This window comes from Tropicimonas aquimaris, assembly GCF_042676185.1.
Classification (GTDB): domain Bacteria; phylum Pseudomonadota; class Alphaproteobacteria; order Rhodobacterales; family Rhodobacteraceae; genus Tropicimonas; species Tropicimonas aquimaris.
Window position 1 is genome coordinate 101,312 of record NZ_JBHTJT010000050.1, and the last position, 12,220, is coordinate 113,531.

General features: G+C 64.4%; 7 protein-coding genes. 2 read left to right on the forward strand and 5 right to left on the reverse strand.

Features of this window, described 5'->3' with window-relative positions:
- Positions 1-26 precede the first annotated feature (26 nt).
- Positions 27-4,073, forward strand: a complete 4,047-nt coding sequence (locus tag ACFQ2S_RS20890) for a glycosyltransferase family 2 protein (RefSeq protein ID WP_386077540.1) — start codon at positions 27-29, stop codon at positions 4,071-4,073.
- An 88-nt stretch (positions 4,074-4,161) separates the two neighbouring features.
- Entirely contained in the window at positions 4,162-5,556 is a 1,395-nt protein-coding gene (locus ACFQ2S_RS20895) for a calcium-binding protein (RefSeq protein ID WP_386077542.1), read from the forward strand.
- A 33-nt stretch (positions 5,557-5,589) separates the two neighbouring features.
- Here ACFQ2S_RS20895 and ACFQ2S_RS20900 read toward each other — a convergent pair whose 3' ends face one another.
- The 5 genes from ACFQ2S_RS20900 to ACFQ2S_RS20920 all read right to left on the reverse strand — a co-directional run bounded on the left by ACFQ2S_RS20900 (position 5,590) and on the right by ACFQ2S_RS20920 (position 12,184).
- Positions 5,590-6,657: a glycosyltransferase gene (locus ACFQ2S_RS20900; RefSeq protein ID WP_386077545.1), complete on the reverse strand. Its 1,068-nt coding sequence runs from the start codon at positions 6,655-6,657 to the stop codon at positions 5,590-5,592.
- A gap of 214 nt (positions 6,658-6,871) precedes the next feature.
- Positions 6,872-8,056, reverse strand: a complete 1,185-nt coding sequence (locus ACFQ2S_RS20905; RefSeq protein ID WP_386077547.1) for a polysaccharide biosynthesis/export family protein — start codon at positions 8,054-8,056, stop codon at positions 6,872-6,874.
- A 59-nt stretch (positions 8,057-8,115) separates the two neighbouring features.
- Positions 8,116-9,870: a M10 family metallopeptidase C-terminal domain-containing protein gene (locus ACFQ2S_RS20910; RefSeq protein WP_386077550.1), complete on the reverse strand. Its 1,755-nt coding sequence runs from the start codon at positions 9,868-9,870 to the stop codon at positions 8,116-8,118.
- Between the two features lie 291 nt (positions 9,871-10,161).
- Positions 10,162-10,869, reverse strand: a complete 708-nt coding sequence (locus ACFQ2S_RS20915; protein WP_386077553.1) for a sugar transferase — start codon at positions 10,867-10,869, stop codon at positions 10,162-10,164.
- A gap of 10 nt (positions 10,870-10,879) precedes the next feature.
- Positions 10,880-12,184 carry a UDP-glucose dehydrogenase family protein gene (locus tag ACFQ2S_RS20920; RefSeq protein WP_386077556.1) on the reverse strand — a complete coding sequence of 435 codons (1,305 nt, stop codon included), beginning with the start codon at positions 12,182-12,184 and terminating at the stop codon, positions 10,880-10,882.
- Positions 12,185-12,220: the final 36 nt, after the last annotated feature.

Genomic DNA, 12,220 nt, shown 5'->3' on the forward strand with positions numbered 1-12,220 from the left:
ACGACGGAGAAGAAGGAGCCCCAGACATGCTGCTTGGCTTTCGAGCGACAGGCGACGCCCGATGGGAGTGCATTCTGGATTTTGATCGCTTCGACTACGCCAACCTGTCCTTTTTCGATGCCAATGGCCAGGATATCCCCTTCCACGTCTCGTTTCGCCAGACCGACAGGCTACTGGCCTTCAACCGGCTGAACAAAGGCGTCTGGGGCGAGGAAGTCCTTACTCCCTGTGCGCTCGCGCCATCCGGCGACAGGGTCCGGATCGATTTCTCGGACGGAATCGCGACGCTGTTCCTGAACGATACCGAGATCTTTCACGAGACCATCGACAATGCGGTGCAACTGCATTGGTATGACCTTCACGGCGCGGCGCGCTCGGTGCGGCTCGGCGGATCGGGGGAGATGCCCGCCACCGGCGAACTGGCGTTTTCAGCCCCGTTCACACTCACCGGCTGGGGCGTGCAGCCCGGCGCCGAGACGCAGGAGCTGCGGATCGAGGCTGCGGGTCTCGATGGCGGCGTGCCGCTTCGCACCCTCGCGCGCCCCGACGTCGCACTGGCCGCGGGGGCACCGCACGACCGGCTGGGCGTGATTTCCGTCCTGCCGGGCCGCGTATGGTACGGTGTCGCGGACGGCGAGAGCCTGTTCCTTCAACTGACCTGCAACGGACACCCCTGCGGCGCGCCGCTCCGCGTGACCCGCGACGAGCTGGTCCGAACGATCGAGGGTATCGCCACCGGCGAACAGGCCGGCGCCTTCAGCATGGTCTCGGCCGTCGAACATGCGGATCGCGGCGGGGTCATTCCCATGCTGAGCGAGGCCACCCGCAGGCGACTGAGCCAGGCGATCGACGAATATGCCCTTGGCGAGCTTCTGAATCCCGAAAAACTGGTGCTGTCAGGCGACGCAGATTTCACGCCGCCGATCGAGGTCGATCCGAATGTCGTCGCGGTAGAGGTCGTTCAGAAAACCTTCTCCGGCAAGCTGCGCGCCATGGCGAAGCCGGACCCGGCCGCAATACTGCAAGACCCCGAGTTCACCGAAGGCTTTGATAGGCTGACCGGCGAGCAGCAGCGCCTGCTGGTCATGCGGCTGGCCGAGGTCTTTTCGGGCAGCGATCAGGTGGAGGCGCTTGTTCCGCTCGCCGAGCGCTGCGAGTTGCGTGCGCAGGCCGAGGCGATTGCCCCCTGGGAGAAGTCGTTTCGCCTTCCCTTCGACGTGCTGGCCGAAGATGCGGACGCTGTTGCCGGTTTCTTCCAATGGTTGAGCCTGCGCCCCGAAGGCTGGATCTCGACCCAGTCGCTTTCCTGGTCGATCCGGAAGATCACCACCGACTGCCCGTCCTTCCTGACAGATACGGCGCGCGAAACCGCGGCGCGGGCCTTCGTGGCCTATGTCGAATGGCACGCCTGGGATTACTGGGGCCGTGGGGCCTGCACCCGGCTCACCGAGGCGATCATCACGCTGATGGAGCGGTCGCACCTGTTCTCGACCTGGTTCGAGGACTGGCTTGTCGACCGCGTTCTGCGCAGCCACTGGCTGTCGCCGCAGTTCTGGCGCGCCTTCGACTCGCGACAGGGGCTGGCGAGGTTGCGGCACGACGGGCGCATTCACGCCGCGCGTGCGGCCTATGACGCCGCAGTGAAAGCCGTGCGCGAAGGCTCGACGGGGTCCGGCCTGACCGCGCTGCCCCCGGCCAGCGCCATCGACGGCGAGCGCCTGATGAGGGAACTCGCCCCCTCCGGCTGGAAGGGGGACCGCCTGGCCTCGCTTGCCCCGCACCGGCTGCTCGACCTCGCCCTGCGCCGGGCTGCGCTGCCCGGCGGCAATGCGGCCGAAGCCGGACCGCCCGAGCAGATCGTCCGCGCCATCCGGTCTGTCTCGCCGATGGTCCCGCGGAGCGAATACCTGGAGCTTCAGGAGAGAGTCGGCCGGGAAGTGGCGGTCCTGTTGTCCGAGCTCGGCTCGCCCGAGGCCGGCAGGCGGCTTGAGGGGCTGAAGCCGGAGTTGCGGCTGCTGGCAGGTCGCCGGGCCGGGTACAATGGCGTGGCCATCACCCTGAGCCTGCTTGCTGCGGCCTTGCGCGTCGGCGACGATGTCATGGCCAACCTGGCGGCGAATCTCTCCCGGCGCCTGATCGACGCCGTTCCGGCCAAGGAGCGCGAGGCGTTGCAGATCTCGCCAGCCGTGCGCATGGCCGTCTTCGGGCTGCGGCAGACGGCAATCGCCTGCGACTCCGCATTGGCGAGCGAGCTTGTCGGCCTGCTGCCCGAGGCGGAGGCCGCCGTCCCTCGCCCCGCGGATCCGGTCACGGAGACCTGCCTTTCCCGCGACGGCCGCGCGATGTTCTTCGATACCGTGGTTGTCGTCATCTCGTGCCGGCCGCTACTCGAGACGCGCGTGAAGGCGCAGCGCGAGACCTGGCTGAGGGACCTCGCCGATCGCGGCATTCCCTACCTGATCGTCGTCGGCGACGGCGACGACCGGCTGGAGGGCGACGTGCTGCACGTCGATGCGACCGACAGCTACGAAGGGCTGCCGCGCAAGGTCCTGGCGGCCGTGCAGTGGGTCTATCGCAACACGCCGTTCAGCCACATGCTGAAGATCGACGACGATTGCTCTCTCGATGTCGACCGGTTCTTCCTGAGCCAGAGCTACCGCAAGTTCGCCTATTTCGGTCGTCGCCTGCATCGCACCGCCGGGCAGACCGACCGCACCTGGCACCTGACGCGGGCCGGCGTCGACCCGGCGCAGCTCGACATCGACCGCTCGCCGGAGCCGTCGACATATGCCGAGGGCGGCACCGGCTATGTGCTGAACCGGACGATCATGGACGTGCTGTTGCACAATGCGGAGACGCCGGAAGGCGCCCGGCTGATCCTGAGCTCGATTATGGAAGACAAGCTGGTGGGCGACCTGCTGGGGCTGACCGGCATTCTGCCGGATTCGGAGGATTACGACGCCTGCGTGCTCCGCCGCTCGCATTCCAGGGGCGTGCCTGTCAGCCGCTGGGAGAACGCCTTCCTGCCAAGCGCGGCGAGCCCGGCCAAGCTCGTGCATCTCGACACACCCGACCTTCAGGACTGGGCAGCTGAGGTGCGCGGGACGGGCGAGCTCTGGCCCAAGAAGGCATGGCCCACCTATGAACAGGCTCGCATCGGCTGGAACACCAACGCGATCGACCTGGTGAGCCCGGTGGAGCAGCTGGAGCGCGTCAACGCCCATGGCCTCGTGGTGATAACCACGATCCGCAATGAACGAGAGATGCTGCCGCTCTTCTTCGACCACTATCGCAAGCTGGGCGTTCGGGGCTTTTTCGCCATCGACAATTGCTCGACCGATGGCACGCTTGAATACCTGCTGGAGCAGCCGGACGTCGCCACCTTCTCGGCCGACACCGACTATTCCGCCTCGGCCTACGGCGTCGCCTGGCAGCAGGCGGCGATGGCGAACTTTCGGCTCAACCGCTGGTCGCTGATCGCCGATGCGGACGAGTTGCTGGTCCTGAAGGACGCCGATGGATCGCTGCCCGACCTGCTCGCAAGCCCGGAGATGGCCGGAACCGACGCAGCCCGCATCTTCATGCTCGATCTCTACCCGCAAGGTCCACTTTCCAAGGCGAGCTTCGAGGGCAGAGACCCCTTCACCGTCGCGACGCATGTGGACAAGGTGCCATTCCTCGCCGAATCCACCGCGACCGGCCCGTTCTCCAATGCCGAGACCTGGACGAGCAGCCTGCGCCACCGGCTGCTGCCCGGATCGCGCTCCGAACTCTTCGTTGCGCAGAAATACGCCCTTCTGAAGTACCGCCCATGGATGCGGCTGTCGGCCGGCCTGCACTATATCGCCGAAGCTCAGGTCTTGCCGCGCGACCTGATCTTCGCGCATTTCAAGTATCACGCAGGCTTCCACGGCAAGGTGCGGGAAGAGACCAGGCGCCGTCAGCATTTCAACGACGCCGAGGAATACCGCCGCTATCGGAACCTGATGGCGGAGGGCCGGGAGAACCTTTTCGACCCGACGGTTTCCGTTCCATGGCGCAATTGCGACTGGGTGCGGGAACGGCTCGACTGAGCCGGCGCTGTCCGGCTCCGTTCACGAGTGATTAAGAATGTTGGTGCCCTCTTCTGAGGCACGGAGCGCGCGGAAGGAATCGCCGGACATGACCGTGATCAACGGCACGCGGGGAAACGACCAGATCAACCTCGCCCAAGACATCGAGACCGACCGTCTCGTGGTGAAGGCCGGCGCCGGGAATGACGTGGTGGCGCTCCACGGCGCCGACACTGGCAGCCACCGCGCAGGCAATGTCGACCCGACACCCCGCATCTATGGCGACAGCAACATCTTTCGCGGCGGAAGCGGTTTCGACGATCTGATCCTCGACGACGGCGATCCGGTCTACGGGGCAGAGCGGGTGGTGGCGGACCTCGGGCGCGGCAGGCTCCGCGGTTTGGATCTCGACATCGGCGGGACCGGCAGGAACGGCACGATCTACGACGCGTCCTTTCAGGGCTTCGAACGGCTGGTCGTGAACGTGCGCGGGACGCTCGACGTTCGCGGCAGCGCGGCCGATGACACGGTACAGCTGATCTGGACGCCGTCAGTCTTCAGCTTCGACGGCGGTGGCGGCACCGATGTCCTGGAGATGCATGAGATTGCGAAAGTGCCGGGACTGATCGGACTGACCCGTGGAGAGTTGCTCGCGACCTGGACGCTGACGCGGGACAGCGACCGGTTGATCAAGGCCTTCGACACCGACACCGGCGCGCTCGTTGCCGAACTGCAGTCCGTGGAAGAGATCCGGATCATCACCAATCGCAACACCGGCAGCACCAAGCGGCTCTCCATCGACGACCTGGTCGCCTATGATCTCGACGGAACGGCGCGCGGCGATTCCATCAACGGCTCCAATTTCGCGGACGTGATCGATGGCCGGGGGCGAGTCGACGTGATCAACGGCTTTGGCGGCGCGGATCGGATCAACGGCGGCCTCGGTTCGGACAGGATCGACGGCGGTGGAGGCGATGACCGGATTGAAGGCGACGCGCAGAACGACCGGCTCTCCGGCGGCGGAGGCAAGGATGTCGTTCTGGGCGGCGACGGAAGGGACAGTCTCGAAGGCGGCCGCGGCGCAGACACTCTGAAGGGCGGCGAGGACAATGATGATCTGGACGGCGGCGCGGGGAAAGACCGGCTCCTCGGCGGCGCGGGGAAAGACCGGCTCCTCGGCGGCAGCGGAAACGACCGCCTGTCCGGCGGCACGGGCGACGATATTCTGGACGGTGGAGCGGGTGCCGACACCTTTGTTTTCAAAGATGATTTCGGCAACGATCGGATCGTGAATTTCACGATTGCCAGAAACGCCGCCAATCACGATGTACTGGAGTTCGTCATCCAAACCGGCGAGGCTCGCTCGCTGGCGGAATTCAAGGCAGCATCAACCCAAATCGGCAACAGTATCTACTATGACATGAGTGGGGACGGTCAGAACACTTTGACCATCGAGCGCACATATCTTGGCGGCTTGACGGAGGATGACATCAACTTTGTCTGAGGCCGTCCCCGGTGCGTTCCTCCGGCGCCGGGGCTAGAGCGCGGAGGCGAGCGAGGTCACCTCGCTGTGCGGGCGGCTGCGCTTGCCGATCAGGCCATCCTTTACCCCGTGCCATACCATCTTGTAGTAGGTGCGGCGGACCTCACCATAGTGGCGCCCAGCGGACAGCCACTTCAGCAGGATGAAGAAGAACGCCGGCCAGAACAGGATTCCGGCGGCGAAACGGTACACCAGCAGCATGTTGCGGGCGGTGTAATAGGCCTTCCAGATCGGATTGCAGAGACTCGCGTCACCATTGTAGGTGCGGTTGAAATCGTGCTCGAACTTGAGATCCGGCAGGAAGCCGATGCGCATCCCGGATTTCCGCAACCCGAGCGTGTAGAGAACGTCGTCGCCGTAGATGAACAGGCTCCCGTCGGGATAGCCCGCTTTCTGGATGGTCTCGCGAGACAGGAACAGACCGACGAACGAGGTCGCGTCGATCTCGACAGGGCCAGCCTTGTAGGCCTCGTCGGAAATATGAAAGCCAACCCGGGACTTCCCGACCAGCGACTTGACCGCGGTGCGGCAGAAGGTCGGCAGGTGCCAGAAGGGGTTGATCGTCGGCCGGTTCATCTCGCAGATCCGGCCGTCCTTGAGGTAGACGGCGGCGGAGACGGCATCCCAGCCGGTCGTGTCCTTTTCAAGAAACTGGGTGAAGCAGCCGGGCTCCGGACGCGCGTCGTCGTCCATGATCACCAGCCATTCGGGGTTGAACAGCTCGACCGCCTTGCGCAGCCCCAGTTCGAACCCGCCGGCGCCGCCGAGATTGCCGGGCGCCGCGATCGCATGGACTCGCGGGTCGTTGAGGGAGCGCAGCCAGTCGTAAGTTCCGTCCGACGAACCGTTGTCCACCACCACGATCCTGTCGCAGGGTTCATCAAGCAGTCGTCTCACCGTTCGTTGAATCTGGTGAAGTCGATTGAATGTCACGACAACCGCCGCCAAACGCACGGTTCCGAGGCGATCCTCAGTGGCACGTTCTACACGCGGGAGGATAGAAGGCGTGAGCGCCGAAATCGCCTCGAGCGCATCATCGTCATTCTGGAATTGCTGAAACACGCGTCCCCCGCTCTCAGCCTAAACCAAACGTTTCGAACACAAAAAACCGTAGGTGTGGTTATTGAGGCAGTCAGCGCTCATTCTTTGCACCACTGCTGTTTCGCCCGTTTTTTGCACCGTCGCCGATAGGTCGCAGGTATGGACCCGTTTGTCAAAAGCCAAACTTCAGATTCATCGGCAATAAATCGCCGGGATGTCTGAAAAGCCCAGGGACCTACTGCGCGAATTGATCTGTGATTCCCACCACGGTCCCCAGCAGACCAAACACGGTGCGAGCCGCGTTGACCGGAGATTCCGTAACAAGAACAGTATCTCCCGAGTACACCGGGAACCGGCCGGCACTGAACAGACCGTCTGCGCTCGTCAGGTCAAGAGTGAAAACCGTACGCGTATTGCCGGGGCCGGAACCGTCGGAGCGAACCGCCGAACCGGGGTATTCGCGCAACACCAGAACACCTTGTGGATTGGCGCGGTTCGCCTCCAGTCCACCGATCAGGGACATCGCGTCGAGCGTGGTCACGCGGTCTTCCGAAAAGTAGATGATCTCTTCCAGCCCACTGGCCCCGAGCGCGCGAAAATAGCGCTCGTCATCGACCAGCGCGACCTTGTCGCCGCCGAGCAGCACCGTGTCCTGCGCGGGGTTTTCAACGAGCGTTTCGAGCGACTCGCCATAGGTCGTTGAACCGCGAATCAGGCGCACCTGGGGGTTGCGAAGCGAGTCCTTGGGGCCGCCGCCCTGGCTGATCAGGTTGAGCACGGTGAAGCGGCCATCGGGCAGCGGAATGGCGCCGGGCTGGTTCACCCCGCCGACGAGGCTCACGGACCCGCGGCTGCCGGGAAGGACGTTGAGCTGTACCTGCGCTGACGGAATGATCGCCAGCATCTCGCGTTCGATCTGCTGGCGGGCGCCATCGGGTGTCTTGCCCGCCACGTTGACGTACCCGAGATAGGGAATGAAAACCTGACCGGATTCGGTCACACGGAGATTTCCGACATCGACCAGCTTCTGGCCCGGAGAGGTGATCAGCGAGTTCTCCTCGCTGTCCCAGACAACCAGGTCGAGCGTGTCGAAAGGCTGGATGCGGATGTCCGCAGGGCCCGACGTTCTCGGGAGCCAGCCGAATTGACGCACGTTGTCCGTCGCCGGCCAGTTCGCGATCGCGGACAGGTTCTTGCGTGTGACGGAATAGACCGCGAAGTCCCTGTTGGTGGCGTCGGCGCTGGCCAGAACTTCCGATTCGATCGCAGCGCCGCGCGGCAGCGCACAGGCCCCGAGCAGCAAGACACACAACAAGGGCCGCATCAAGGTCAGCACTGTTTCCCCCAGGAATAGCTTTTCTTGGCAGGATGGCAGTCCTGCGTCCGGCCACAGATAGCGCCAGCGCGCAAGGTCGGTCAACCGCCTCCGCGCGGTGGAGCACACCCTGACGTCAGGCCAATCGTCGCTGCCGAGTGTGGTCAGGCGACAGACAGGATGACGTCCGCGGCCTGAATTTCGTCGAGGGTTACACCCGCCAGTGTAAGCTCGGACTTCGGGCCGAGTTCCAGCACCAGATCGTCCTCCACGTGGGTCGCGAGGTTCTTGACCTGCCGGAACGTATCGATCCCCCAGGCAGCAAGATCCAGAACGTCCGCCCCGATGCCCCAGTCGGCAATCACGTCGCGCCCGGAACCGGGGGCAAAGACGAACCGGTCGGCTCCGCGCCCCCCGGACAAGATGTCGTTGCCGCCACCGCCGTCGATGACGTCATTCCCATCGCCCCCGTTCAGGTCGTCGGTCCCGCCGCCACCGAACAGCCTGTCGTTGCCCGTGCCACCAGAGAGCATGTCGACGCCTGCGTCTCCGCGCAGAGTGTCTCGGTCCGCTCCGCCCAGGAGCCTGTCCCGCCCGGCGCCGCCGATGATCGTGTCGGTGCCATCCTGACCGAGCAGACGATCGTTGTCCGCCCCGCCATTGAGCGTATCGTTGCCATTGCCGCCGGCGAGTTCGTCCGCGCCGGCATTCCCGACAAGCGTGTCATTCCCGCCGTCGCCCTGTATGCGGTCGTCACGGTCGCCACCAGAGAGGCGGTCGTTGCCGGTGCCGCCGAAGAGCCGGTCCTGGCCTGCGTCACCCGTCAGACGATCATTGCCGCTCCCGCCCTTCAGAACGTCCGAGCCGCTTCCCCCCTGGAGCGTGTCGCCGCCGCCGCTGCCGATCAGCGTGTCTCGTCCAGGATCGCCGATCAGCGTGTCCGCCCCGCCGAGGCCCGTCAGCCGGTCATTCCCAGCGCCGCCCTCCAGCCTGTTGCGCGCCCCATTGCCGACGACGGTGTCGTCACCGCTGCCGGCCCGGAAATTCTCGATCACCGTTCCGCGGGCAATGGCCATGTTCTCGATCTGCTTGCCGACGCTCGAGAAGGCTTCCTGCCGCAGATCGACATGGAAGTCGCGGCCGCCTGTGGAGAAATCGATCGTATCGACCCCGCCGTCATCGACGATCGTGTAGCTCATCGACGCCCAGTTTTCTTCGAGATTGTCGTAGTAATCCCCTGCGGTCGAGCCGACACCGTAGGTGGTATCTCCAGTGCGGAGCGTTCCGGTCGCGCCGTAGAGTTCACGCATGGCGATGAGATCGGCGACCTGGGGTGTCATCACATAGGCCCGCGTCGCCGAGATCGTCGTGTTCTCGGATTGAGAGTAATAGGACATCATCGTTGTCTGCCAACTGTCGTTGGCAAAGGTGGCGTCCGTGGCGAAATTGTCGCCGTCGTTCGGCTGCGCCCCGTAGTTGGCGGGATGACCGAGCCCGAGCCCGTGTCCGATCTCGTGGATGAAGGTTCGCAGCGGATAGGCGTCCATTTCGTACTCATCACCCGAAATCCAGCTGCGGGAGACGTTCACGCGCGCCTGGTAGATCTCCCCATCTCCGAACGCCGTCTTAGAGGTGGACGCGCCACTCTTTTCATCATCGACGATGATCTGGACGTGTTTTCCGGAAGGAGGCGTGCTGGTTGAAAACCCGATCCCTGTCGTGGCGGCCCAGGCATCGAAGGCTTTCTCGGCGAACCATTGGCCCGCCTTGGTCATCCCGCTGTAGTCGACATAGATCACTGGCGTTTTCGCGGCAGCGAGGTCCAGGTCGAATTTCCACGGGTCACCGCCGTGCGCGTTCCAGGTGCCGTAGAGCAGAAGGTCGGAGATCCGCCCATTGCTGAGTGTCGGTAGCGGCATCGATCGTCGTTCCTTTCCTGACATCGGCCCGGGGGCCGCCGAAGGTCGGGAGCGGCACGCGGCACCCCAGGAGACAGCTGAACTGCAGCGGCGTTCGTTTGGCGCGGTGCATGAGCATCCGGCCGGCCGTGCTCGCTGCCGGTCACTCCCCGGCCCGCGGGAATGCGCGCCCTATCCGGCTTTGATGGCACTCTGCCCGGAACGGCTTTCCGGGCGATTAACGTCTTGAGGACGCGAGTCTGCACGGCCCCAAGGCCATGTTACGGATAAAGCCGGGCATGTTCGTGGCAATCAGACGCGGCGCGCCTTGGCCTTGAGCCGGTTCAGACGCCGGCCCGGGAGGGGGAGCAGCTTCCCCGCGGTGAGGTAGATCAGGTAGAGGTCCAGCCCAAGCGACTGGTTCTGCCGATAGATCAGATCGAGCCGGGCCTTGCGAGGAATGCAACGACGAATATAGACGGCCTCGGTTTCTTCGCCGGTGGCGCAATCACGCAGCAGCATCTCCTCGTGGGAATGGAACATCACGGTCGCCAGGCCGGTGATTCCGGTCCGGCAGCGCAGCACTTCGGAATATAGCTCAGGGAACAGCTTCACATAGCGGCGCGCCGGGGGGCGCGGTCCCACGAAGGACATGTCGCCTTTCAGCACATTGATCAGTTGCGGGAGTTCATCGAGCCGCGTGCGGCGCAGCTTGCGCCCAAGCGGCGTAATGCGGTGCTGCTTGTCTCCGCCCGACACCCCGACTTCGGGCCCCGAGCGGTCGATCTGCATGGTGCGGAACTTCCACAGAGTGAAAAGCCCCTCGGGGCTCTTCATCCGTTGCGCGGGATAGATCGCCGGGCTGCCGTCCCGCAGCCGGACCAGCACCCATAGCACGGCCATGAGAGGCAGGCCTGGAATCAGAAGCAGGGCGGAAAAGCAGACATCGAATGCCCGCTTTACCGGTGGAACGCGCGAGTGGCCCGCGCGTTCATCGCTCGAACGGATGCGTCCGGGCATGGGATCGGCGTCAACGGCCAACCGCGACATACTCCTCGAAGCCGGCTGCTCTCGCGTCCTCGGCCGCGTAGACGTTGCGAAGATCCGCCATCTTGGCCGAGGCCATTGCCCCCGCGATACGCTGAAGATCGAGGGCGCGGAATTCGTTCCACTCGGTCAGGATCACCAGTGCGTCGGCGCCGGAAGCGGCCTCGTAGGGGTCCTCGACCCATTCGACGCCGGGAAGCATCCCCTCACCCTCGCGGCGTCCCTGCGGGTCGACCACGGCGACCTTGGCCCCGCCACCGATCAGCGCCGGCACGATGGTCAGCGACGGTGCGTCGCGCATGTCGTCGGTGTTGGGTTTGAAGGTCACGCCCAGCACCGTGATCTTCTTGCCGTTGAAGCTGCCGCCGCACAGATCGCGCAACTTCTCGAGCATGCGCCGCTTGACCTCTTCGTTGACCTTGATGACGGTCTCGACGATCTGCTGCGGCACAGCATGCTCCTGGCCGATCCGGGCCAAGGCACTTGTGTCCTTGGGGAAGCACGAACCACCATAGCCCGGCCCGGCATGCAGGAACTTGTTCCCGATGCGGCCGTCGAGTCCCATGCCCTTGGACACCGATTTCACATCCGCACCGACGCGCTCACAGAGCGCGGCGATCTCGTTGATGAAGGTGATCTTGGTGGCGAGGAAAGCGTTGGCCGCGTACTTGATCATCTCGGCCGACTCGAGGTCGGTATAGACGATCGGGAAGTCGCGCAGGAACAGCGGGCGATAGATCTCTCCCATCAGCTCCTGGGCGCGATCGGAACTGACGCCCACGACCACGCGGTCCGGCCGCATGAAATCGTCGATCGCTGCCCCTTCGCGCAGGAATTCCGGGTTGGAGGCGACGTCGAACTTGAGCGACGGGTTGGCCTTGGCCACGACCTCGGCAACCTTGCGGTTGGTACCCACGGGCACGGTCGACTTGGTGACGATCACCGTGCCGTCTCCGACGCAGCCGGCGATCTCCTCGGCGGCGGCAAAGACGTAAGACAGGTCGGCGTGGCCGTCACCGCGCCGGGTCGGGGTGCCGACGGCGATGAATACTGCCTCCGCTCCCTTGACGGCTTCCGCCAGATTGACGGTGAAGGACAGCCTGCCGGCAGCGACATTGCGCTCCATCAGCCGATCGAGACCGGGCTCGAAGATCGGCACTTCGCCCCGTTCCAACATCTCGATCTTGGCAGGATTCTTGTCGACACAAACAACTTCGTGGCCAAAATCAGAGAAGCATACTCCGGACACGAGTCCCACGTATCCGGTGCCAATCATGGCAATCTTCATCTTTGCGCCTCCGTTACGCTAACTTATGGCCACGCG